Annotated in this window: 21 protein-coding genes and 2 pseudogenes; 15 read left to right on the plus strand and 8 right to left on the minus strand. The window is 67.6% G+C overall.

All coding sequences use genetic code 11. The features are described from left to right. Nucleotides 1–3 precede the first annotated feature (3 nt). From ACJ7IV_RS15560 to ACJ7IV_RS15585, 6 genes and pseudogenes are all read left to right on the plus strand, one after another. A pseudogene (locus ACJ7IV_RS15560) lies at nt 4–1,148 on the plus strand (IS3 family transposase). A gap of 19 nt (nt 1,149–1,167) precedes the next feature. After that, a complete protein-coding gene (locus ACJ7IV_RS15565) occupies nt 1,168–1,830 on the plus strand; it encodes an MFS transporter (protein ID WP_483865142.1) in 663 nt (220 codons plus the stop codon). Nucleotides 1,831–1,915: 85 nt separating this feature from the next. Continuing rightward, a complete protein-coding gene (locus tag ACJ7IV_RS15570) occupies nt 1,916–3,085 on the plus strand; it encodes a M20 aminoacylase family protein (RefSeq protein ID WP_483865143.1) in 1,170 nt (389 codons plus the stop codon). A 319-nt stretch (nt 3,086–3,404) separates the two neighbouring features. Further along, nucleotides 3,405–4,604, plus strand: a complete 1,200-nt coding sequence (locus tag ACJ7IV_RS15575; protein ID WP_232912151.1) for a saccharopine dehydrogenase family protein — start codon at nt 3,405–3,407, stop codon at nt 4,602–4,604. Between the two features lie 3 nt (nt 4,605–4,607). Further along, entirely contained in the window at nt 4,608–5,774 is a 1,167-nt protein-coding gene (nspC, locus tag ACJ7IV_RS15580; protein WP_483865144.1) for a carboxynorspermidine decarboxylase, read from the plus strand. A 147-nt stretch (nt 5,775–5,921) separates the two neighbouring features. After that, complete coding sequence (locus ACJ7IV_RS15585; RefSeq protein WP_483865145.1) at nt 5,922–6,710, plus strand: amino acid kinase family protein; 789 nt, start codon at nt 5,922–5,924, stop codon at nt 6,708–6,710. On the opposite strand, the gene ACJ7IV_RS15590 is transcribed toward ACJ7IV_RS15585, so the two are convergent. Continuing rightward, nucleotides 6,656–7,987 (minus strand): IS200/IS605 family accessory protein TnpB-related protein, encoded by a 1,332-nt coding sequence (locus ACJ7IV_RS15590; protein WP_483865146.1) that lies wholly within the window; start codon nt 7,985–7,987, stop codon nt 6,656–6,658. The two genes, ACJ7IV_RS15585 and ACJ7IV_RS15590, sit on opposite strands and share 55 nt — an antisense overlap. Before the next feature lie 197 nt (nt 7,988–8,184). Between ACJ7IV_RS15590 and ACJ7IV_RS15595 the strand changes: the two genes are divergently transcribed. Then, nucleotides 8,185–8,703, plus strand: a complete 519-nt coding sequence (locus ACJ7IV_RS15595) for a hypothetical protein (RefSeq protein WP_483865147.1) — start codon at nt 8,185–8,187, stop codon at nt 8,701–8,703. On the opposite strand, the gene ACJ7IV_RS15600 is transcribed toward ACJ7IV_RS15595, so the two are convergent. After that, nucleotides 8,700–9,092 carry a fluoride efflux transporter FluC gene (locus ACJ7IV_RS15600; protein WP_483865148.1) on the minus strand — a complete coding sequence of 131 codons (393 nt, stop codon included), beginning with the start codon at nt 9,090–9,092 and terminating at the stop codon, nt 8,700–8,702. The two genes, ACJ7IV_RS15595 and ACJ7IV_RS15600, sit on opposite strands and share 4 nt — an antisense overlap. Further along, entirely contained in the window at nt 9,089–9,469 is a 381-nt protein-coding gene (locus ACJ7IV_RS15605) for a fluoride efflux transporter FluC (RefSeq protein ID WP_483865149.1), read from the minus strand. The genes ACJ7IV_RS15600 and ACJ7IV_RS15605 overlap by 4 nt, the downstream gene beginning before the upstream one ends. A gap of 244 nt (nt 9,470–9,713) precedes the next feature. On the opposite strand from ACJ7IV_RS15605, the gene ybiO reads away from it, so the two are divergent. Then, entirely contained in the window at nt 9,714–12,086 is a 2,373-nt protein-coding gene (ybiO, locus tag ACJ7IV_RS15610) for a mechanosensitive channel protein (protein WP_483865150.1), read from the plus strand. Between the two features lie 147 nt (nt 12,087–12,233). Here the strand turns inward: ybiO and ACJ7IV_RS15615 are convergent, their stop codons facing one another. Genes ACJ7IV_RS15615 through hemC form a run of 4 tightly spaced genes read right to left on the minus strand, consistent with a single transcriptional unit; the run spans nt 12,234 to nt 16,678 of the window. Beyond that, nucleotides 12,234–13,493, minus strand: coding sequence for a heme biosynthesis HemY N-terminal domain-containing protein (locus ACJ7IV_RS15615; RefSeq protein WP_161431819.1), 1,260 nt, complete (start codon nt 13,491–13,493; stop codon nt 12,234–12,236). Then, on the minus strand, nt 13,490–14,932 hold the full coding sequence (locus ACJ7IV_RS15620; RefSeq protein ID WP_483865151.1) for a uroporphyrinogen-III C-methyltransferase: 1,443 nt from the start codon (nt 14,930–14,932) through the stop codon (nt 13,490–13,492). The genes ACJ7IV_RS15615 and ACJ7IV_RS15620 overlap by 4 nt, the downstream gene beginning before the upstream one ends. Before the next feature lie 7 nt (nt 14,933–14,939). Further along, nucleotides 14,940–15,731, minus strand: a complete 792-nt coding sequence (locus ACJ7IV_RS15625) for a uroporphyrinogen-III synthase (protein WP_483866604.1) — start codon at nt 15,729–15,731, stop codon at nt 14,940–14,942. A 5-nt stretch (nt 15,732–15,736) separates the two neighbouring features. After that, nucleotides 15,737–16,678: a hydroxymethylbilane synthase gene (gene hemC, locus ACJ7IV_RS15630; protein ID WP_161431821.1), complete on the minus strand. Its 942-nt coding sequence runs from the start codon at nt 16,676–16,678 to the stop codon at nt 15,737–15,739. Nucleotides 16,679–16,944: 266 nt separating this feature from the next. Here hemC and argH point away from each other — a divergent pair, with 266 nt between their 5' ends. From argH to ACJ7IV_RS15665, 7 genes and pseudogenes are all read left to right on the plus strand, one after another. Beyond that, entirely contained in the window at nt 16,945–18,363 is a 1,419-nt protein-coding gene (argH, locus tag ACJ7IV_RS15635; protein WP_161431822.1) for an argininosuccinate lyase, read from the plus strand. Next, nucleotides 18,363–18,479, plus strand: a pseudogene (gene lptM, locus ACJ7IV_RS15640) (LPS translocon maturation chaperone LptM); the annotation flags it as partial. The gene argH and the pseudogene lptM, both read left to right, overlap by 1 nt. 98 nt (nt 18,480–18,577) lie before the next feature. After that, nucleotides 18,578–19,864: a diaminopimelate decarboxylase gene (gene lysA / locus ACJ7IV_RS15645; protein ID WP_483865152.1), complete on the plus strand. Its 1,287-nt coding sequence runs from the start codon at nt 18,578–18,580 to the stop codon at nt 19,862–19,864. Beyond that, nucleotides 19,864–20,697, plus strand: coding sequence for a diaminopimelate epimerase (dapF, locus tag ACJ7IV_RS15650; RefSeq protein ID WP_483865153.1), 834 nt, complete (start codon nt 19,864–19,866; stop codon nt 20,695–20,697). Before lysA ends, dapF begins: the two co-directional genes overlap by 1 nt. A gap of 39 nt (nt 20,698–20,736) precedes the next feature. After that, nucleotides 20,737–21,453 (plus strand): DUF484 family protein, encoded by a 717-nt coding sequence (locus ACJ7IV_RS15655; RefSeq protein WP_232912162.1) that lies wholly within the window; start codon nt 20,737–20,739, stop codon nt 21,451–21,453. Continuing rightward, entirely contained in the window at nt 21,446–22,363 is a 918-nt protein-coding gene (locus tag ACJ7IV_RS15660; RefSeq protein WP_483865154.1) for a tyrosine recombinase XerC, read from the plus strand. The genes ACJ7IV_RS15655 and ACJ7IV_RS15660 overlap by 8 nt, the downstream gene beginning before the upstream one ends. Beyond that, nucleotides 22,360–23,118: an HAD family hydrolase gene (locus ACJ7IV_RS15665; RefSeq protein ID WP_483865155.1), complete on the plus strand. Its 759-nt coding sequence runs from the start codon at nt 22,360–22,362 to the stop codon at nt 23,116–23,118. The genes ACJ7IV_RS15660 and ACJ7IV_RS15665 overlap by 4 nt, the downstream gene beginning before the upstream one ends. On the opposite strand, the gene yihA is transcribed toward ACJ7IV_RS15665, so the two are convergent. After that, the gene (yihA, locus tag ACJ7IV_RS15670) at nt 23,101–23,721 is read right to left on the minus strand and encodes a ribosome biogenesis GTP-binding protein YihA/YsxC (RefSeq protein ID WP_483865156.1); all 621 of its coding nucleotides are present in this window, start codon (nt 23,719–23,721) and stop codon (nt 23,101–23,103) included. The genes ACJ7IV_RS15665 and yihA overlap by 18 nt on opposite strands. Between the last annotated feature and the right edge of the window lie 182 nt (nt 23,722–23,903).

Below are 23,903 nucleotides of genomic sequence, written 5' to 3' on the forward strand. Positions count from 1 at the left end.
TTCATGACCAAGAAGACGCGACGTCGGCACTCCGACGAATTCAAGGCTGAGGCGGTCAACATGGTTCGAGGAGAGGGTTATGCCATCTCCGAGGCTGCCAGGCGGCTGGATATTGATCGCAGCCTGCTGGATCGCTGGTGTCGCCAGCAACGTGACCGGGAGGATGGTGTGACTGACGACCAGGCAGATGAGCGGGATGCCGAGATCAGGAAGCTTCGCGAAGAAGTTCGTAAGTTACGGATTGAAAAGGAAGTTTTAAAAAAGGCAACGGCCTTCTTCGCGAGAGAGTCGAGCTGAGATACCGGTTTATCGAGTCGGAGAAGGCCTCCTTCCCAGTGGCGGTGCTGTGCCGTGTCATGGACGTCAGCCGCAGTGGCTTCTATGCCTGGCGTCAGCGTGAACCCGATGAGCAGCGCCAGTGCCTGCACCGGGAGGTCAAGGACATCCACGGTCAGAAACGTGGTAGCTATGGGAGCCGGCGAATGGCCAAGGAACTCCGTCGCAGAGGTCATACGGTCGGTCGTTATCAGGCGCGTAGCCTGATGCAGGAAGCCGCTGTCGCCTGCCGACAGCGTCGCCGCTACCGACATACGACGGACAGCGACCACGGGTTGCCAGTGGCTCCCAATCTGCTCAAGCGGCAGTTCACGGTGCCTGAGCCCAATCAGGCGTGGGTGGCCGACATCACTGCCATCTGGACCCTGGAAGGCTGGTTGTACCTGGCGGCCGTGCTGGACCTCTACGACCGACAGGTCATCGGCTGGGCCATGGCCGACCATATGAAGACGTCACTCACTCTGGACGCCCTGGAGATGGCAATTGGCCGTCGGCGACCTCCCCGGGGGGTGTTACACCACTCCGATCGCGGCAGCCAGTACGCCTCTCGTACGTATCGCGAACGACTGGTTAAACACGGGTTCCTGGCCTCCATGAGCCGCAAGGGGAACTGTTGGGACAATGCGGTCATGGAGCGCTTCTTCGGCTCTCTGAAGAGCGAATGGCTGGAGGGGCAGCGGTACTGGACCCGCCTGTCAGCGAGGCGCGACGTCGTGACCTCTATCGAGATGGAGTACAACAGCTGCCGGCTCCACTCAACCCTTGGCTATCACGCGCCGAGGGAGATCGAGAAAATCGCGGAAGCAGCTTAATAAAAGTGTCCGCTACGACTTGACCAGAACAACCTACACCGGTGCTACCATCTCCAACATGCTGCTCAATGCCACCGCCGGCATCATCATCGTCGCCATGCTGGTACTGCAGCAGGGTGGCGGTATCTCGGCCCAGGAAGCCGGCCTGCTGACGCTGGGCTACGCGATCTCCATCCTGGCCTTCATCCGCGTTGGCGAGCGGCTCCTGCAGCGCTTCGGTCCGCGCCAGCCGATGCTGTGGGGCTGCTATATCGTCGGCCTGGCCATCGTGCTGCTGATGCCCACCAACCTGATGCTGGGCAGCTACAAGATCCTCGCCGTTATCGCCTTCTCGCTGTTCGGCGTCGGCCTCGCCTTCTACGCCACTCCCTCTACCGATGCGGCACTCTCCAACCTGCCCGCCGACCAGTCAGGTGCCGGCGCGGGCATCTACAAGATGGCCTCCTCCCTGGGCGCCTCCTTCGGCGTGGCGATCTCCTCGGCGATCTACACCGCCATCGCGGGCAACAACGCCGGCATCCGCTGGATCGAAGGGGTCATCAGCTTCGTCGGCAACCAGACCAACCTGGCCTCCCGGGAAGCCGCCTTCTTCGCCTTGCTGGTCATGCTGATCATGCTGCTGGTCGCCATCGCCTCGATCGTGCTGACGATCCCCAAGGGCCGCCCGGCCGACAATGCCTGATGCCATAACGGCTCACCGGCCGAGCGGCCGGTGGGCGTCAGCCGAACGTTGCTGGAACCGCCCTTAGATTGAAGAGGAAAGAGACATGAATGCCATCGTCAAGGAAATCAAGCAGAACGAAACCCAGCTCCGTGAGTGGTTCGAGCATCTGCACCGTCATCCCGAGCTCTCGATGCAGGAGTCGCAGACCGCCAGGTACATCGAGGAGACCCTGCGTAGCCTGGGTGCCTATGAGATCGAGACCGGCGTCGGCAAGCACGGCATCGTCGCCTCGCTGAAGGTCGGCGACAGCGACCGGGCCATCGGGCTGAGGGCCGACTTCGACGCCCTGCCGATCCAGGAAACCAATGATCTTGACTATCGCTCGGAAACTCCTGGTGTCTCGCACCTCTGCGGCCACGACGGCCATACCACCATGCTGCTGGCCGCCGCCAGGCAACTGGCCGAGACCCGCAACTTCGACGGCACCGTGCATCTGATCTTCCAGCCGGCGGAGGAGACCATGGAGGGGAGTCCGGCGATGATCGCCGACGGCCTGTTCGAGCGCTTTCCCATGGACGCAGTGTTCGGCATGCACAACATGCCGGGACTGGAGCTCGGCAAGCTCTACTTCACGGAAGGCGACACCATGGCCGCGGTGGACAACTGGGAGGTGGAGATCACCGGCAAGGGCGGCCACGGCGCCTTCCCGGAGCATGCCATCGACCCGGTGGTCGCCGGCTCCTCGCTGGTGATGGCCCTGCAGAGCGTGGTCGCCCGCAATGTGGCCCCCGCCCACCGCGCCGTGGTCACCGTGGGCGCCTTCCAGGCCGGCCAGGCGGGCAACGTGATCGCCCACAGCGCCATCCTGCGCCTCTCCATCCGCACCACCACCCCCGAGGACCGCGAGATGGTGCTGGGCAATATCCGCCGCCTCATCCAGCAGCAGAGCGAATCCTTCGGCTGCACCTCCGAGATCCGCGAGGGCGTGCCGGGCGCCGTGCTGACCAACGACCCCGAGGAGACCCGCAAGGCGGCCGCCATCGCCCGTCAGGCCTTCGGCGAGGAGCTGGTGTTCGAGGAGGGGCCCACCTACCTCGGCTCCGAGGACTTCGCCTTCATGCTGCAGCAGAAGAAGGGCACCTACTGCTTCCTTGGCAATGGCGACACCCCCTTCGTCCACCACCCGGAATACGTGCTCAACCCGGAGATCCTGCCCATCGGCGCGGCCTACTGGGTAGCGCTCACCGAGGGCTACCTGCCCAAGCAGGGCTGAGGCTCGGCACCCGCTGCGCCACGGGGCGATTCCGCCCCGTGGCGCCTTGTCGTGGACGGCCTCTTCACGCTAGACGACGGCGCAGAGACACCGCCCAGGCATCGGCAGCAGCGCTACGACCAAGGTCGCAGGCTTGACGCGAAAACCGCTTGCGGCCAGCCTCAAGGGGCGCCATCATCAGCGCCCACTCGCCTCCCCCCCTGCCAGGGTGGTCGAGCGAGGCCAAGACCGGGGTGGCATCGGGTCGGGAGTGCTGCGGCGCTTCACTACCGATAAGACCCTACCACTGTTGACATTTCCCGATCTGGATTCGAACCCCATGAGCAAAGTCCTGATTATCGGCGCCGGCGGCGTCGGCGGCGTCGTTACCCACAAGTGCGCCCAGCATCCCGAGGTCTTCAGCGAGATCATGCTGGCCAGCCGCAACGAGGCGAAGTGCAAGGCCATCGCCGACCAGCTGGATCGCCCGATCCAGACCGCCCGGGTGGATGCTGACGACGTCGAGGCGCTGGTCGCCCTGATCGAGTCGTTCAAGCCCGACGTGCTGATCCACGTGGCCCTGCCCTATCAGGACCTGACCATCATGGAGGCCTGCCTGCGTACCGGCGTGCCCTACCTGGACACCGCCAACTACGAGCATCCGGACGAGGCCAAGTTCGAGTACAAGGAGCAGTGGGCCTTCCAGGAGCGCTACAGGGACGCGGGCAACATGGCCACCCTGGGCTGCGGCTTCGACCCGGGTATGACCAACATCTACTGCGCCTACGCCCAGAAGAACCTGTTCGACGAGATCCACCGCATCGACATCCTGGATGCCAACGGTGGCGACCACGGCTACCCCTTCGCCACCAACTTCAACCCGGAGATCAACATTCGCGAGATCACCGCGAAGGGCCGCTACTGGGAGAAGGGCGAGTGGAAGGAGACCGACCCGCTGGCGGTGAAGCGCACCTTCGACTTCGACGGCATCGGCGAGAAGGACCTCTACCTGCTCTATCACGAGGAGCTCGAGTCCCTCAGCCAGAACATCAAGGGCCTGGAGCGCATCCGCTTCTGGATGACCTTTTCCGACAAGTACATCACCCATCTCAAGGTGCTCGAGAACGTCGGCATGACCAGCATCGAGCCGATCAAGGTGGGCGATACCGAGATCGCCCCGCTGGAGTTCCTCAAGGCGGTGCTTCCCGACCCGGCCTCGCTGGGCCCGCGCACCAAGGGCAAGACCAACATCGGCATCATCGCCGATGGCATCAAGGACGGTAAGCGGCGCAAGGTGCACATCTACAACATCTGTGACCATCAGGAGTGCTACGCCGAGGTGCAGTCCCAGGCGATCTCCTACACCACCGGCGTGCCGGCGGTGACCGGCGCCATGCTGATGCTGGAAGGCATCTGGAAGGGTGACGGCGTGTTTAACGTCGAGCAGCTCGACCCCGACCCCTTCATGGAGCGCATCGGCGAGATGGGCCTGCCCTGGCAGGTGGTCGAGCTCGACCCCGACCACGACCCCCTGGCCTGAGCCATGGCGAACGCACGCGAGCAGGGCCTGGGCTTTAACGTCCAGGCCTGCCCCTCCCCGGCCTATGTGGTGGATGACGCCCTGCTACGCCGCAACCTGGAGCGCCTCGGCGAGGTCCAGAAGCGCAGCGGGGCGAAGATCCTGCTGGCCCTGAAGGGCTTCGCCATGTGGGACACCTTTCCGCTGGTACGCCAGTACCTGGTGGGCACCACGGCCAGCGGCCAGGACGAGGCACGCCTGGGCGCCGAGACCTTCGGCGGCGAGGTGCACTGCTACTCGCCGGCCTTCACCGAGGAGGAGATGCGGGTGGTGCTGCACTACGCCGACCACCTCAGCTTCAACTCCCCGGGCCAGTGGCAACACTTCCGCGAGACGATCACGGCGGCGCCCCGCCGGGTCTCCTGCGGCCTGCGGGTCAACCCCGAGCACTCCACGGGCGACGTGCCTCTCTACGACCCCTGCGCGCCGGGCTCGCGGCTCGGCACCCGGGCAGCGGACCTGACGTCGGAGGTGATGGAAGGGCTCGAGGGGCTGCACTTCCATACCCTGTGCGAGCAGAACAGCGACGACCTGGAGTCGACCCTGGTGGCCTTCGAGGCGAAGTTCGGCCAGCATCTCGCCGGCCTGAAGTGGGTCAACTTCGGCGGTGGCCACCATATCACCCGTGACGACTACGACGTCGAGCGGCTGGTGCGGGTGATCCGCGACTTCAAGGCTCGCCATCCGCATCTCGAGGTCTACCTCGAGCCGGGCGAGGCGATCGCCCTGAATACCGGCTACCTGGTATGCACGGTGCTGGATATCGTCGAGAATGACGGCCCCATCGCCATCCTCGACACCTCCGCCACGGCGCATATGCCCGACGTGCTGGAGATGCCCTACCGCCCGCACATCATCGGCGGCGGCAAGCCGAACGAGAAGGGCCACACTTACCGCCTGGGGGGCCAGACCTGCCTGGCCGGCGACGTGATCGGCGACTACTCCTTCGACGCGCCCCTGCAGATCGGCGACCGCCTGGTGTTCACCGACATGGCCCACTACACCATGGTCAAGACCACCACCTTCAACGGCATCCGCCTGCCGTCGATCTGCCGGATCGACGAGGCGAGCCGCCAGGTGCGCACGGTCAGGACCTTCGGCTATGTGGACTATATGCAGCGGCTGAGCTGAGCCTCCCTGCCCTGCCGCCGGCCTCGCGAAGCCCCCTCACGGGGGCTTTTTCGTGATGGTTCAGGGTGGGCGCGGAACGCCTGCCCCTTCACCACTCCCCCCGCGGGCTCTATGGTGAGGGAAAGCCACTGCCACAGGGAGCCCGTGATGTCCGAGATCTACAAGTTCGGCGGCGCCTCGATAAAGGACGCCGCGGCCATCCGCCGCCTCGGCGAGCTGCTGTCCCACCACGACCTGCATCCTCGCGCCCTGGTCGTCTCGGCGATGGGCAAGACCACCAACGCCCTGGAGGCGCTGCTCGAGGCCGCCCGCGGCGACCAACGCGGCGCCTACCAGGAGCGGCTGGCGGCAATCCGTGACGATCACCTCGGCATGGCCCAGACACTGTTCGGTGCCGACTCCGCCACCGCGGCGAACCTGAAGCGGCTGCTCGAGGCCCTCGACATCGCCCACCGCACCCACCGGGAGGCGCCCTTCGCCTTTCATTACGACCAGACCGTGGGCTTCGGCGAACTGCTCTCCACCACCCTGGTGGCTGCCTGGCTCAACGAGATCGGCCTTCCCACCCGCTGGTGTGACGCCCGGGAGCTGATCGTCACCGACGACCGCCACCAGGCCGCCGGGATCGACTGGAGCAAGATCTGCGACCGCCTGCGCTCACTGGCCGCCCGGGAGGAGGCGCTGCTGCTGACCCAGGGCTTTATAGGCGCCACCCCGGAGGGTGCCATGACCACCCTGGGGCGCGAGGGCTCCGACTTCAGCGCCGCCATCCTCGCCCACTGCCTGGATGCGCCGGGCCTGACCATCTGGAAGGACGTCACCGGGGTCTTGAACCCTCCGACGATTCATTCAAAGAATAGAATCGCGGATTCTTATCACTCTCACGCGCTTTGTGGCCAAAGCGTGGAGAGCGTGACCGGGGCTCGCGGTGTATGAGTCGGCGTTTGCGATCTCATACGGGCGGTCGGCTTACGCTGACCTCCCTGGAAAAGTACATGGCCGCGGGCGGCGATGTTGTAAGCAGCATTCAGATCGGCGTGATAGCGCTTCTTGGTTGAAAACGTGCATTGGCTGTAGTTGTCCTTATCTCGTTTTACCCGTCCTGAGCCATCAAACGCTTGGCTGGACGTACCACGGGCATAGATCGCGACACAACGCAGCCCCACTTCGACGGCCTTGCTGCCAATGCGTGTTACGAGCTGGCGATGAAACCAGCGGTGAAACCGCGCCTTCATCGGTGTCCGTTTTTTACCCGCTTTGGGTCGCCAGCCCTTCAGGTTTTCGACTGCAATCGCCTGGCAATGATGGTCGAGCGCTAAGTTGACCAACTGCCGACTGATCTGGTGGGCTTGATTGTCTGCCAGATGGGTTAGCCGTTGGTGGTCGCGGCGGCAGAAGCCGGGCGACAGCCGGCTTCCGTGCCGCGCGTGCTTTTTGGCGGTCTGGCGAATGCGGGCCATCAGCCGATACTCCCGGTCTTTATCTGTGCGCGAGATAAAGCCGCGCGCATGGACAGTGCCTTGAGTATCGACCACCGCCCAGGTGGCCGCCGTATTAATGCCTACATCCACCGCTAACACCCGCTCAGGAGCACCTTTTACCGGCTTCGGTGGCTCGAATTGCTCAGGCAACGATAGCTGCCACTGCCGCCCAGTAGTGGTTAACAGTGGCGACTTGGCCTTGCCTTTCCCTCGAAACCGGCAGGTGCCTTTCAGCCCAAATCCCATCCAAATCCAGTCATTCTGCCAATGCACCTTGATAAAGGCATGGCTGGCATCGGTGTTGAGCTTGGCACACTGGCTGCCGTAAAGGCTGGGGAAGGTTTTCGTGCTGGCCGTTAGGCGCGGTGGTTTGGCGTGCGGGTGCTTGCGCTGGCCACATCGCCACTGATCGAACCGCGTGACGAAGGAACGCACCTGGCCGACCGCATCCATCAGCGCCACACGCCGGAGATACGAAGGGAACTTGTAGTAGCGTTTGGCAAAGTACGTGTAGCGAACGTGCGGTCGTTTAGCCGTTGGGTGAATCAGCGCCTCAATGACCTTTACCGCTTCATTGCCCTGCGTTGCCCCCACCGCTGGCCAGTGGGTATAGGCGACGGTCATCAGATCGCGCACCAGCCGCCGATACAGCGCGAGCGTATTCGCCAACGCCTGTTTTTGATCGGCGCCGGTGACCTGAAGGGTGAGGGTGTCGGAGCGAATAATGGCCATGAATTAACTATATATCTATCCAGCTATACCTGCAAGGCTGACGCCTTGCTCTGCCTTAACTGTCGATTCATTCGGAGAATGAATCGCAGAATGCGGCAGATTTTTGTTCAACGCCGACCCCGGGCGCTTCGACAACGCCCGCCAGCTCGAGCGCCTGAGCTACGCTGAGGCGGTGGAGCAGAGCTGGCACGGCCAAGGTGATCCACCCCCGCACCCTGGCCCCGCTGCAGCGCAAGGCGATCCCGCTCACCGTGCGCTCCTTCCTCGAGCCCGGAGCCACCCCCAGCCGCATCGGCCCGGAGCCCGGCGACGGCGACCGCCAGCCCGCCTGCATCCTGCGCGACGACCAGCGCCTGCTCGACATCAGCCCCGCGGACTTCCGCTTCATGGACGAGGCGTGCCTGGGCGAGGTGCTCGGCGGCCTGGCCCGCCATGGCCTGCACGCCAACTACCTCGCGTGCGAGGCGATGCGCCTGAGACTGGCCATCAATGACGATGCCGCCAAGTGCGCCGCGCTGCTCGCCGACCTGCAAGGGGACTACCGGGTCGAGTGCCGGGAGGGGCTGACCCTGTTGACCATCCGCCACCCCGGCGACGGCCTGCTGCAGGAGCTGAGCGGCGACATGCCGGTCGTCGCCGAGCAATGCAGCCTCACCACCGCCCAGCGGCTCTTCCCCTCCGACGCCTGCCCGACTGCCTGGCACCTGCCGGACTAGGCGCGCCGCGTGGCCAATCTCTGCCCAGCATGATGGCCGGCCCAGGCAGCGCCGAGCCAGGCCACCAGGCTCAGTGCCACATAGCCCAGGGCCGTCACGGAGCGTCCCTGGCTGAGCATCGCCAGGGTCTCGAGGCCGAACAGCGAGAAGGTGGTGAAACCGCCACAGAAGCCGGCGACCAGGAAGGGCTGCCAGCGTGCCACCCGGCCATGGGCACGGCCCGCAGCGTAGGCGGCGAACAGCGCGATCAGCCCAGACCCCACCAGATTTACCGCCAGGGTCGCCCAGGGAAAGTCGGGGGTCGCCAGCCATGCGCCGAGCTGATAGCGCAGCACGCTGCCCAGCCCGCTGCCCAGGCCGACTGCGGCGTAGGCCCGCCAGGCACTCATGCCAGGCCTCCCGTCAGCCAGAAACCCAGCGCCAGGGCGGCGAGCCCGGCGACCAGGGTCATCGCCATGTAGCCGATGGCCGCCGTCTCGCGGCCCTGCTGCCACAGCGTCACAGCCTGCAGGCTGAGCGACGACACCGTGGTGTAGCCGCCCAGCAGGCCGATGGCGAGCAGGGACCAGGCGGTGTTCGACACCCCCGGGGCGGGGAGGCCGAGCACACCGGCCAGCATCCCCATGGCCAGGGCGCCACTCAGGTTGACCGCCAGGGTACCCCAGGGCAGATGGGCTCCCAGCTGCCGGCCCACGGCGTTGCCGAGAGCCAGGCGCACCATGCCTCCCAGCGCCCCGCCGAGCAGTACCGACAGCAGTTCCAGCATGCCTGACCGTCTCCCTGAAACGAAAAACGCCACCCGAGGGTGGCGAAAGAGTATCGCATGCTTGCCGCGCCGACGGCAGGAGGCGCCGCCGACAGGACAAAGATGGCACAAACAGATCAGGATGTACAATTAATGTACATGTATGTGCCGTGACAGGCCCCGGGGTCGTGGCCTCACGGCAAAGCCCGTATCATGTCGACCTGACACCTCATCGCCCCACACGCCAAGAGACGGAGGTCACCGCGTGAACCCCAAGCGAGTCCTACCCCTGATGCTCGGCTGGCTGCTGCTTGTCCTGCTGGCGCTGGCGGGTCCTGCCCAGGCGCAGCAAGAGAGCGGCGGCGGAGAACCGCCAGCCTACTCCACCCTGGCCGACCTGCTCGAGAATGAACAGACCCGCCAGGAGCTGATCGACCAGTTGCGTGGCATGGCCGGCGACGTGGCCGAATCGGCCCCCGCCGAGGAAGCCGCCGCCGAGCCCTCCCTGCCGCGTCAGCTGGCGGAGTTGACCAGCCGCGTCGCCGGCGACATCGGCCAGCAGTTCGACGCCATCGCTTCCGCCATCGGCGGCATGTTCGCCAGTGACCTGGAGAGCACCTTCAACATGGCGGCCTTCACCAGCGCCGCTATCAACCTGGGCCTGGTCATCCTGGCGACCTTCGTGGTGTTCGCTGTCGTCCGTCGCCTGGCTCGGCCGCTGTTCACCGGCATCAGCCAGTGGTCGCTCAACGGCAGCGGGCTGACCCCGATCCTGCGCCTGATCATCTGCGTGGCCCTGGCCGCCGTGGTGGACGTCCTGATCGTGGCCTTCGCCTACCTGGGTGGCAACCTGATCGCCACCTTCGCCATCGGCGAGACCGGTGAGCTCTCCACCCGTGCCTCGCTGTTCCTCAACGCCTTCCTGGTGATCGAGCTGCTCAAGGCCGGGGTGCGCATGTTGTTTGCCTCCCGCTACGAGGGGCTGCGGCTGCTGCCCATCGGCTCCGACGAGGCCTCCTACTGGAACCGCTGGATCGCCCGGCTGATTGGCCTGGTGGGCTACGGGCTGATGGTGGTGGTGCCTCTGGTCAACGCCTACGTGTCACCGGCAGTAGGCCAGGGCCTGGGCACCCTGATCATGATCGGCGCCTTCCTCTATGCCGTGGTGGTGGTGCTCAAGAACCGCAAGCGCCTGCGCGACGCCATCAACGCCAAGGCCAGCCAGGCCACCATGGCGGCCAGCCGGGTCTCGCTGCAGCTGTTCGCGCGCACCTGGCACCTGTTCGCCCTGGCCTACTTCGTCATGGTCCTGGTCTTGACCCTGACGCGCCCCGCCGACGCCCTGCCCTACGTGCTCTTCGCCACCCTCAAGACCATCGCCGCGGTGGTGGTGGGGCTGCTGGCCTCCAGCTTCCTGACCCAGACCATCGGCCGGCGCATCCGCCTTTCCGACGACCTGCGCCGCAAGCTGCCGCTCCTCGAGCCACGCCTCAACAGCTACGTGCCCAACGCCCTACGGGTCATCCGCACGGTGATCGTGGTGCTGGTGGTGATGGTGGTGCTCAACGCCTGGGGCGCCTTTGACCTGGCGGCCTGGTACGCCTCCGAAGCGGGACGGGGCCTGGTCGGCAAGCTGGTCAGCGTGGCGATGATCCTGGCCATCGCGGTCATGGTCTGGCTGGCGCTGGCCAGCCTGATCGAGCACAAGCTCAACCCCGAGACCGGCGGCGGCGTGCCCTCGGCGCGTGCCCAGACCCTGCTCTCGCTGTTCCGCAATGCCCTGGCCATCGCCCTGATCACCATGACGGCGATGATCGTGCTGGCCGAGATCGGCATCAATATCGGGCCGCTGATCGCCGGTGCCGGTGTGCTGGGCCTGGCCATCGGTTTCGGCGCCCAGAAGCTGGTGCAGGACATCATCACCGGCATCTTCATCCAGGTGGAGAACGCCATGAACACCGGCGACGTGGTCACGGTGGGCGGCGTCACCGGTACCGCCGAGAAGCTCAGTATCCGCTCGGTAGGCATCCGCGACCTCTCCGGCACCTACCACGTGGTGCCCTTCTCCAGCGTGGACACCGTCTCCAACTACATGCGCGAGTTCGGCAACCACGTGGGCGAGTACGGCATCGCCTACCGCGAGAATATCGACGAAGCGATCGAGCAGCTCAAGGTGGCCTTCGAGGACCTCAAGGCCAGCGACGAGCATGGCCACAAGCTGCTGGCGCCGCTCGATGTGGCCGGCGTCATCGCCCTGGCCGACAGCTCGGTGAATATCCGGGTGATCATCAAGACCACCCCCGGCGACCAGTGGGCGGTGGGGCGTGCCTACAACCGCCTGGTCAAGCTGCGCTTCGACGAGGCCGGCATCGAGATCCCCTTCCCGCACACCACCCTCTACTTCGGCCAGGACAAGGCCGGCTCGGCACCGCCTGCCAATCTGCGCGTCATGCAGCAGGACTTCACCATCGACGGCAGCCCCGCGGGTCAGCCCAAGTCGGGCAAGCAGATCACAGATGACCGCTATACCCCGAACAAGTCGGGCAAGACGACCAGTACCGGGAGTGGCCAGCAGATCAGCAACCCGGAGCACGAGAAGCCCAGCGGTGACGACGTGGACGAGCCCGACGAGCCCTGAGCCCGACGACTCAGCCGCACCACGCAGCGAGGCCGCCTTCGGGCGGCCTCGCTGTTTTTGTTTCTGCCCCGGATACACGAAAGGGGCGCCGAAGCGCCCCCTGGAGTGGTGTGGTGAGGTCGAGTGTTGGAAAGAATCAGGCTGCCGTCAGGAAGCCTTCTTCGCCTCCTTGCCCTCTCCAAGCACGTCCTTGTCCTCGCTGGGCTGGGGCAGGGAGGGCAACGACTTGTCGAGAAGCTCCACGCTCTGGCGGTAGTAGAGCTGGCTCTTCTGGTGCTCGCCCAGGTTGGCAAAGAGTCGTGCCAGCTCGGCACACACCACACCGCTCGGGCGCTGGCGCTGGCTCGCCTCGAAGTATTCCTGGGCCTTGCCCCAGTAGGCATTGCGCAGCGCCAGGCGACCCAGGGTGAGCAGCAGGTCGGGATCGTTGGGCCGCTCCTGCAGCCACTTCTCGGCGGTGACCAGCTGACGCGAGGCATCCACGTCGAGCAGGCCGTAGCGCAGCACCAGGCGGCTGTCCCAGCTCTCCTTGAGGGAGTGGCGCAGCAGCCGCTCGGCGATGGGCTCCTGGCCGCCGCGCACCAGCGCTTCGGCATAGAGCACGATCAGTTCGACATCGCCACGCAAGTGGTCGGGCATGTCCGCCCACAGGCTGCGCACCGTCTCGATGTCGCTGCCCTCGCGAGCCTCGCGCACGATCAGCTCGCGGTAGGCGCGCCGCTCGAGCTGGTCGCGCTCCTCGCGGGAGATCAGCTGCTGGGCGCCTAGGCGCGGCATCAGGCGGCGCAGGCCATCCCAGTCGCTGACGCTGAGGTAGGCCTGCTTGAGCTGCTTGAGCACCTGGGGGTGGTTGGGCAGCTGGCGGTCGAGGCGGGTCAGGATGGCCAGCGCCTCCTCGTACTGCTGACGGTCGAGCATCAGCTGGGCCTGCATCATGCCCACCGCGGTATCGGCGCCCTCGGTGCTGAGATGGGCCCGCTTGAGCAGGGTATCGGCCTGGTCGAAGCGCCCCTGATAGTGGGCCGCCAGCGCCGCGGAGAGGTAGTTGACCAGCGGGGTGCTGGAGTCGTCCGCCGCCTTGACCAGCGACTTCTCGGCCTTCTTCCAGCGCCCCTCGGCCAGCGCCACCAGGCCGCGCACGGTGCGCTTCATGGCAGTGCGGTTGCGCGAGCGGCTGTTCCACACCTTGAAGCGCGACACCGGGCGAGACAGGCGCATCAGCAGGCGCAGCGCGAAGTGCAGCACCAGGAAGGCCGCCAGCAGCAGCACCAGGCCAAACCAGAAGGAGGTCTGGAAGGAGGTGTCACCCACTCGCACCAGCCAGTAGCCGGGCACCGACATCATCAGCTGCCCGAACAGCGCACCGATGGCCAGGCCCAGGACGATGATCAGTATCAGCTTTCTCATGCCTCATCTCCCTGGCGCGACTCGAAGCGGCGCTCGATGAATTCGGCCAGGGCCTGCTGGGAGCCGCTGATATCGGGCAGCTCGGGACGAACCGCCTCGCCCTTCAGCTCACCCAGCCGCGCGAGGACCGACTGCACGCCGCTGTCATCAGTGTCGTAGTAGCCTTCGATCAGGGTGATCGCCTTCTCCAGGCTGGCCTCGAAGAGCTCCTCCTCTTCCTTGAGCAGGGCCAGCTGGGCCTGCTCGATCACCAGGCGCACGCTCTGGCGCAGGTAGGACTCCTGCTCGGGCGAGATCAGCGCCTCCAGTGCCTCGTCATGCTTGCGAACCGTGACCAGGTCCTTGAGCTCCTGGCCGAAGCTCGACAGCTGCTGCTGCCAGGAGCCGCTGGGCGCCTCCTGCATGCCGGAGCTGGCGGTGATCTCGTCGATGTCCTGGGAGAGCGGACGTCCGGCGATCTGCTCCTGCTGGGCGTTGAGCGCCAGCCACAGGCCGGTGCGATCCACTTGCGGCACCGCCTCCAGGGCGGAGAGCTCGCTGGCGATCTCGCGGCGCACCGGTACCAGCGCCGGGTTGTCGGCCTCCTTCAGGCGCGCATCGGCGGTGCGCAGCAGCGCCGCGGCACCCTGAACATCACGCTCCAGCTGCAGGCGCTGGTTGGCCAGGCGCAGCAGGTAGGCGGCCTCGGCATGCAGCCAGTCGCGCTCGTCGGTCTCCTGCTCGCTTGCGAGCTCGGCCAGCACCCGGTCGAGGGTCTCGTCGACCTCGCCACGGTAGTCGCTGAAGTCGCTCTCGAGGGAGGCCACGGCCTCCTCGAGGGCCGCCTGGCGCTCGCCCTCGGCCTCCTCGAAGCGTGACTGCAGCTGGTCCAGATCGCTGGCGGTGGCGGACTGGCTGGTCTGGGACTCCAGTTCGGCGATGCGCGCCTGCTGGGCATCCAGCTTCTGCCAGGCCTGCCAGCCGAACAGCGCGGCGGCGATGGCCAGCAGGATGACCAGCACGATCGCCACCATGCCGGCCTTGCCCCCCTTGCCATCGCCGCCACCAGCGGCGGGCGTGCCGGGCTTGCCACCACTCCCGCCCGGCTGGGACTTGCCAGCCTGGGACGGGGTCGATTCGGCCTTGTCGGCGGCGGGCTTCGCCGGCGTCGGCCTGCTTGCAGCGCCCTTCTGGTCGGTGGCCTTCTGGTCGGCCGGCTTGTCGGCCTCCTGCTTGCCGCCCGAGGACTGACCGGCTGTCGACGACTCGGCCTGCGCCTGGCTCTGGGCGGGCTTGGTGGCCTCGTTCCTGGCGGTGCCGCCGCCCTGGCTGGGCTTGTCGTGCCGGCGCGAACGACGTCTGCCGGAGGCGTTGCCCCTGCTTGCCTCGTCTCCCGAGGTCGCCGACTGTGCGCCGTCAGACGCCTTCTGTTCTTCCTGCTCGTGTGGTTGCTTGCTCATCTTGTCGCTAGCCCTTTTCGAGATCGTCTTGATCGACATCGGCTTCCTGCGGGTCACAGGCATCGGCCACGGCCGCCGCCAGCGCCATCGGGGTGGCGCCACGCGCCACCACGGAGTCGCGAAACCCCAGCTTGCCGGCCAGTGTAGCCAACCGGGCGCTGGATACGATTAGCGGTTGGTTCAAGGCGGCGCCTGAACACCATCTTGCCAGATATTCGAGGATTTCTCCGCTACTCACCACCAGGGCACGGAAGTTGCCTGCCGCGAGGCAGTCGGCCATGGCCGGCGCGGGGGGCTGGAGGGTGCGTCGGTAGACGGCCAAGCGGGTCACCCGGGCACCGCGCTCGGTGAGCGTCTCGGCCAGCAGGGTGCGCCCGCCCTCGCCGGCCACCAGCAGGATCTTCTCGTCGTGCAGCGCGCGCAGGGAGCCCAGGGTCAGCAGCGCCTCGCTGGTATCCTCGCCGGCGACCGTCGGCGGCACATGGACGCGCACCCCGAGCCGCTCATGCAGGACGGCGGCGGTAGCCGCCCCCACGGCGTAGTAGTCGATGCCCAGTGGCAGTTGGGGCCAGTAGCGGTCCAGCGCCTCGGCGAGGCACTCCGCGGCGAAGGGGCTGACCACCACCACGCGCCGGAAGTGGTCGAAGTCGAGCCAGGCGGCGCGCTGCTCGGGGGTCTCGGGCAATGCCTCGACGCGCATCGCCTCGAGGCGCGCCACCGGCAGGCCGCGCGCCTCGATGGCTGCGGCGAGCACGGCACCACGCTCACCGGGACGCGTGATCACCACCGGCGGCTGCATATCCATCAGCCGGCGCCGTAGACCTCGGCGAGAATCTCCCCGGCGCCCATCTCCAGCAGCTCCTCGGCGACGCGAATACCCAGCGCCTCGGGCTCATGGATCGAGCCGCGCCCCTCGGCGCGCAGCACCCTGGCACCATCCGGGGTGCCCACCAGGGCGCGCAGCCACAGGGTCTGGCCATCGTTCTCGAATACCGCGTGGCCGCCGATGGGTACTTGGCAGCCCCCCTCGAGGCGGGTGTTCATGGCGCGCTCGGCGCGCACCCGGGTGGCGGTATCGGGATCATCCAGCGGCGCCAGCAGGTTGATCAGCTCGGGGTCGTGGAGGCGACACTCGATGCCCAAGGCGCCCTGGCCACAGGCCGGCAGGCACACCTCGGGCGGCAGCTCCTGGGCGATGCGCGCGTCCAGCTCCAGGCGACGCAGGCCGGAGGTGGCCAGGATGATGGCATCGAACTCGCCGTCATCGAGCTTGCCCAGCCGGGTCTGGACGTTGCCACGCAGGCTGAGGATCTCCAGGTCCGGGCGCGCCTCCTTGACCTGCAGGCCGCGACGCAGGCTGGAGGTGCCCACTCGGGCCCCCTCGGGCAGCTCATCGAAGCTGGCGTAGTGGTTGGAGACGAAGGCATCGGTGGCCTCGGCGCCGGCCAGGATCACCGAGAGGCCAAGCCCCTCGGGGAAGTGCATGGGCACATCCTTCATGGAGTGCACGGCGATATCGGCGCGGCCGTCGAGCATCGACTCCTCGAGCTCCTTCACGAAGAGCCCCTTGCCGCCCACCTTGGCCAGCGGCGTGTCGAGGATCTTGTCACCGCGGGTGGACATGGCCACCAGCTCCACTTCGAGGCCGGGATGGAGGGCCAGCAGACGATCGCGGACATGTTCGGCCTGCCACATGGCCAGTTGACTCTTGCGCGTGGCGATACGCAGCTTGGTGATGGCTTGCACGAAGTTCTCCCTGTACCGGTTTCCTCGCTGGCGGCGAGCCAGCGCCGACACCCGGTGAAGTTGGCATGCGTGACGCACGGTTACCCTCATCATAAAGCACGCGGCCAAGGAGGAAAAATCCACGCCCCGGGCGGCCAGGCGCCCCTCGCCTGCCTCGGCGACTCTGGTACACTCCTGCCATGTCGAGCCTGCCGCCGCGAGACCGGCGGCCGCGGGGGGCCCTCGCCCCCAGCCAACCGCAACCCGTCATGCAGGATCCCAAGCCGATGACCTCGAACTCTTCCAGCCCCGGCACCAACCAGTCCTGGGGGGGCCGCTTCAGCGAGCCCACCGACGCCTTCGTCGCCCGCTTCACCGCCTCGGAGGCCTTCGACCGCCGCCTGGCCTTCCACGACATCCAGGGCTCTATCGCCCATGCCACCATGCTGGCCCGGGTTGGCGTACTCGAGGAGGCCGAGCGTGACGCCATCATCGCGGGGCTCGACGAGGTGCGCGGCGAGATCGAGCGCGGCGAGTTCCCGTGGTCCGTGGAGCTAGAGGACGTGCACATGAACATCGAGGCACGCCTGACCGCGAAGATCGGCATCACCGGCAAGAAGCTGCATACCGGTCGCTCGCGCAACGACCAGGTGGCCACCGATATCCGCCTCTTCCTGCGCGACGAGATCGACCAGGTGGCCATGGAGCTGGCCCGCCTGCGCGAAGGGCTGATCGAGCTCGCCGACCGCGAGGCCGACACCATCATGCCGGGCTTCACCCACCTGCAGACCGCCCAGCCGGTGACCTTCGGCCACCACCTGCTGGCCTGGCAGGAGATGCTGGCCCGCGATCACGAACGGCTGCTCGACTGCCGCAAGCGCGTCAACGTGATGCCGCTGGGTGCGGCGGCGCTGGCCGGCACCACCTACCCCATCGACCGGCATGTCACCGCCGAGTTGCTGGGCTTCGAGCGTCCCGCCGAGAACAGTCTCGACGCGGTCAGCGATCGCGACTTCGCCATCGAGTTCACCGCCTTCGCCAGCCTGCTGCTGATGCACATGTCACGGATGAGCGAGGAGCTGGTCCTGTGGACCAGTGCCCAGTTCGACTTCATCGACCTGCCCGACCGCTTCTGCACCGGCTCCTCGATCATGCCGCAGAAGAAGAACCCCGACGTGCCCGAGCTGGTGCGCGGCAAGTCCGGCCGCGTTTACGGCCACCTCATGGGCCTGCTGACCCTGATGAAGTCCCAGCCGCTGGCCTACAACAAGGACAACCAAGAGGACAAGGAGCCGCTGTTCGACGCCGTGGACACGGTCAAGGACTGCCTCAAGGCCTTCGCCGACATGATCCCCGCCATCGAGCCGAAGAAGGCCAGCATGGCCGAGGCGGCCCGCCGCGGCTTCTCCACCGCCACTGACCTGGCCGACTACCTGGTGCGCAAGGGGGTGGCCTTCCGCGACGCCCACGAGATCGTCGGCGAGTCGGTGGCCTTCGGCATCCGCGAAGGCAAGGACCTCTCCGAGATGACCCTCGACGAGCTTCGGCAGTTCTCCGACACCATCGAGCAGGACGTCTTCGAGGTGCTGACCCTGGAGGGCTCGGTAGCCGCCCGCAACCATATCGGCGGCACCGCCCCCGACCAGGTGCGCGCCGCCGCCCAGCGGGCCCGCGAGGCCCTCGCTGCCCTGACAGGAGGTGCCTGATGGCCCGACGTGCCGCCCCGGCGCTCGGTCTGGCGCTGCTCCTGGCCCTGGGGCTCGCCGGCTGTGGCCAGAAGGGCCCGCTCTATCTGCCCGATGACGAGCAGGCCGCCGAGCAGTACGGCCCCCGCGAGGCCGCGCAGAGCGAAGAGGAAAGCGCCGCGGGCGACGACGCCGAGCGCGAGGGCAGCAAACCCCGGGAGAGCGAGGAGTAGCCATGGACCACTTCAACTACCACGACGGCGTGCTCTATGGCGAGGAGGTCCCGCTGACACGCATCGCCGAGGAGTTCGGCACGCCCTGCTACGTCTACTCCAAGGCCACCCTGGCGCGCCACTTCCGCGCCTACACCGAGGCGCTGGGCAGCCATCCACACCTGATCTGCTATGCGGTCAAGGCCAACTCCAATCTGGCGGTGCTGGGGCTGCTGGCCCGCCTGGGCGCCGGCTTCGACATCGTCTCGATGGGCGAACTGGAGCGGGTGCTGGCCGCCGGCGGCGACCCGGCCAGGGTGGTGTTTTCCGGCGTGGCCAAGCAGGAGGCCGAGATGGCCCGGGCGCTGGAGGTGGGCATCAAGTGCTTCAATGTGGAGTCGCGCCCCGAGCTCGAGCGTCTCGACGCCGTGGCCGGGCGGCTCGGCAAGGTCGCCCCGGTGTCGCTGCGGGTCAATCCGGACGTCGACGCCGGCACCCACCCCTATATCTCCACCGGGCTCAAGGACAACAAGTTCGGCATCCCAGTGGACGAGGCGCTGGCGGTCTACGAGCTGGCCGCCGCGCTCCCCAACGTGCGCATCACCGGCCTGGACTGTCATATCGGTTCCCAGCTCACCGAGCTCTCGCCCTTCCTGGACGCCCTGGACCGCCTGCTGGTGCTGCTCGAGACCCTGCGCGAGCGCGGCATCGAGGTGGAGCACCTGGACCTGGGCGGCGGCCTCGGCGTGCCCTACCGCGATGAGCATCCGCCGGCGCCCTTCGATTACGCCACCGCCCTGCTCGAGCGGCTCTCGAGCTGGCCCGGCAGCGAGCGCCTGACCCTACTCTTCGAGCCGGGCCGCTCCATCGCCGCCAATGCCGGGGTGCTGCTGACCCGGGTGGAGTTCCTCAAGCCCGGCGAGACCAAGAACTTTGCCATCGTCGACGCCGCCATGAATGACCTGATCCGTCCCGCGCTCTATCAGGCATGGCAAGCGATCCTGCCGGTGGACACGCGCCATGCGCGGCAGAGCGCCACCTACGACGTGGTAGGCCCGGTCTGCGAGACCGGTGACTTCCTGGGCAAGGAGCGTGAGCTTGCCATCGCCCCCGGCGACCTGCTGGCGGTGCGCTCCGCCGGGGCCTATGGCTTCGTGATGGCCTCCAACTACAACAGCCGCCCGCGCCCCGCCGAGGTGATGGTGGATGGCGACCAGGCCCACCTGGTGCGTCGTCGCGAACGCCTCGAGGACCTGTGGGCGGGTGAGTCCCTGCTGCCGGAAGAGACGCTGCCGGAGGGAGCGCGCTGATGCTGCTGCACTTCACCAAGATGCATGGCCTCGGCAACGACTTCATGATGGTCGACCTGGTGACCCAGCGCGCCCACTTCACCGACACCCAGGTGCGCCGCCTGGCCGACCGTCGCTTCGGTGTCGGCTTCGACCAGCTGCTGGTGGTCGAGCCGCCCCGAGACCCGGACATGGACTTCCGCTATCGCATCTACAACGCCGACGGCAGCGAGGTGGAGAACTGCGGCAATGGCGCGCGCTGCTTCGCCCGCTTCGTGCGCGACCAACGCCTCACCCACAAGCGCGAGATCCACGTGGAGACCGCCGGCGGCCCCCTGGTGCTGAAGGTGGAGGACGACGGCCGTATCCGGGTCGACATGGGCGAGCCGCGCTTCGCCCCCGAGGCCCTGCCCTTCGAGGCGACCGAGGACCGCGTACTGCACGCCCTGGACGTCGACGGCGAACGCCTCGAGGTGGGTGTGGTCTCCATGGGCAACCCCCATGCGGTGCTGCGGGTCGACGACGTCGACACGGCTCCCGTCGAGCGTCTGGGGCCGGCCATCGAGGCCCACCCGCGCTTCCCGAGGCGCGTCAATGCCGGCTTCATGCAGGTCGTATCGGCGCACGAGATCCGCCTGCGCGTCTACGAGCGGGGCAGCGGCGAGACCCTGGCCTGCGGCACCGGCGCCTGCGCCGCGGTGGCCAGCGGCATCCGCCAGGGGGTGCTGGAGAGCCCGGTCAACGTGCATCTGCCGGGGGGCGAGCTGACCATCGAATGGGCCGGCCCTGGCCACTCCCTGTTCATGACCGGCCCCGCCGAGCGCGTCTTCGATGGCCGCCTGGTGCTTTACTGAGAGAGCTAACCCGATTCCGCGACCCCGCGAGGAGATGGCATGTCACGAGCCGCCCCAGAACCGCGCAAGACCCTCGACCCGGACCGGGTCGCCGAATGGCTGGCCACCCATCCCGACTTCTTCGTCGGCCGCGAAGGCCTGCTGCAGCAGCTCAAGGTGCCCCACCCCGAGGCGCGCGGCGCCACCTCGCTGCTCGAGCGCCTGGTCCACGACCTGAGGACCCGCGCCGAGCAGGCCGAATGGCGTCTGGAGCAGCTGCTGGAGTCGGCGCGTCACAACGAGGCCCAGTACCGGCGCACCCGTGAGCTGGTGCTGGCGCTGGTGGAGGCCCAGGACCGCGATGCCCTGGGGCAGGCGCTGGCCACCCACCTCGCCGAGCACTTCGCCACGCCCGCGGTGGCGCTGTGGTGCCCGGCCAGCCTCTCCGATGCCGAGCCGCACCCGCCCCAGGCCCCGCGCCAGGTGCTCGACGAGCATGCCGGGTCACGCCTGGCGGCGCTGCTCGACGGCCGCACCAGCCGCTGTACCCGACTGACACCCACCGACTGGAAGCGCCTGCTGCCTCACACCAGCGCACCGCGCCGCTCGGGTTCCTGTGCCATCACCCGGCTGAGCCTGGGCGAGCCGCTGGGGTACCTGGTGCTGGCCAGCCCCGATCCCGACCACTTCCGGGCCAGCATGGACACCCTGTTCACCGAATATGTGGGCGACGTGGTGGCGCGGCTGCTGATACGCCTCGGCCCCGAGCATGCCTAGCCCCGGACCGCTCGCCGCCGAGGTGGAGGCCTTCCTGGCCAGGCTCGCGCGCACCGCCAGCCCCGCCACCCTGGACGCCTACCGGCGCGACCTGGCCCGCCTGCTCGACTTCCTGGAGGAGCAGGAGGTGACGGCATGGCGCCAGCTGGATGCCGGCGTGATGCGCCGCTTCCTGGGCGGCGAGCGGGCCCGGGGCCTGGCGCCACGCAGCCTGGCCCGGCGTCGCTCGGCCTGCTCGCGCCTGGCCGACCACCTGCTCGCCGCGGGCCACCTCGACCACAACCCGGTGGCACTGGTGCGCAGCCCGCGTCAGCCCCGCCACCTGCCACGCCCGGTGGACGTGGATCGCCTGGCGAACTTCCTGGATACGCCCCACGACGGCTCCCCCCTGGCGGTGCGCGACCAGGCGATGCTCGAACTCTTCTACTCCAGCGGCCTGCGCCTGGCGGAGCTGGCGGGGCTCGACCTCGACGACCTGCGCGACGAGCGGGTACGGGTGCTGGGCAAGGGCGGCAAGCCGCGCCAGGTTCCGGTGGGATCGCGTGCCCGCCAGGCGCTGCAGGCCTGGACCGGTGTGCGCGCGGCCATGGCCGCCCCCGGCGAGACCGCCCTGTTCGTGGGCAAGCGCGGTACCCGGCTGGGTCATCGCGCCATCCAGCAGCGCCTGGCGCTGATCGCCCGGCGCCGCGGGCTCGACGAACACCTCCACCCCCACCGCCTGCGCCACTCCTTCGCCAGCCACCTGCTGGAGTCGAGCCAGGACCTGCGCGCCGTCCAGGAGCTGCTGGGCCACGCCAACCTCTCCACCACCCAGGTCTATACCCACCTCGACTGGCAGCACCTGGCGGCCAGCTACGATGCCGCCCACCCCCGGGCGCGGCGTCGACACAACGACGAGACCCCGACATGAGCCTCGAGGCGATCACCTTCGACCTGGACGACACCCTGTGGGACAACGGCGGCGTGATGACACGCACCGAGCAGGGCCACTACGCCTGGCTCGACGCGGCGCTGGCCGAGCAGGCGGCCGAGGCCTCCAGCGGCCGCTTCGCCGCGCGCTTCCCGCTGGAGGCCTTCGTGGCGCGCCGCCAGGCCCTGGCCACCGCCCATCCGCCACGCCGCGGCGACTTCACCTGGCTGCGCCGACGGGCGCTGGCCGAGCTGCTGGGGGAGTATGGGCTGACGCATGACCACGCCGAACACTGGGCGGACCGGGCCATGGAGCATTTCATGGCGCTCAGGCACGAGGTGGAACCGCACCCCGAGGTGGAGACGCTGCTCGAGGCGCTGGGCCGGCGCTTTCGGCTGGCCAGTATCACCAACGGCAACGTCGAGGTCACGCGCCTGCCGCTGGGCCGCCACTTCCCGGTGGCCGTCGCCGCCGGTGAGCTGCTCGCCCCCAAGCCCGACCCGCGCCCCTTCCTGCTGGCGCTGTCACGCCTGGGCGTACACCCCGCGCGAGCACTCCACGTGGGCGACTCCTGGGAGGAGGATGCCCTGCCCGCCCGTCGCCTGGGCATGCGGGCGGCGTGGATCGGCCCCGACGACCGCCCGCTGCCCCAGGGCATCCACCGCCTGGCGCATGTGCGCGAGCTGCCGGAGCTGATTCAGTGGATAGAGAAGGCCAAGGGGCGCCGAGAACCCTGTTCAATCATCAGCAGATGACTCGAGCAGCCAGCCGTCGAGGCGCGCCTCGAGCTCCTCGATGCCCTGCCCCTTGAGCGACGAGAAGAGCTGGATGCTCACCAGATCCTCCCACTCGCGCAGCCGCGAGCGCACCTGCTGCAGGGCGCTCGCCGCGGGGCCGCGCTTGAGCTTGTCGGCCTTGGTCAACAGGATATGCACCGGCATCTCCTGGGCATCGGCCCAGCCGAGCATGGTCTGGTCGAACTCGGATAGCGGGTGGCGCACATCCATCACCAGCACCAGACCCCTGAGCGAGGCGCGGCGCTGCAGGTAGTCGGAGAGGTGGCGCTGCCACTCCAGCTTGACCGACTCGGGCACCTTGGCGTATCCATAGCCGGGCAGGTCCACCAGGCGCCGGTCGAGGTTGTCACCCAGCGAGAAGAAGTTGATCAGCTGAGTCCGCCCGGGCGTCTTGGAGATCCGCGCCAGCGCATTCTGTCGAGTCAAGGTATTGATTGCGCTTGATTTCCCCGCATTCGAGCGGCCGGCGAAGGCCACCTCGGCACCGTCGTCCGCCGGGCACTTGGCCAGGGTCGGAGCGCTGATAAGAAAGCGGGCGGTCTGGTAGTTGAGTCGCGCCATGGGCAAGAATTCCTGACATTGATCAAGGGCCTGGCGGCTTGCATTCCCGCCGGCGGGGTGATTCGGTATAATACAGTGTCTTTTGTCTGCGACCCGGGGCACGCTAGTGTACCACCGCGCCCACGACGTCCGCGATTGGCCCGCTCGATAACCCATAGGCTGGCCGGCGTCGCGATCCGGGC

The sequence above is a fragment of the Halomonas sp. C10-5 genome (genome assembly GCF_057169305.1).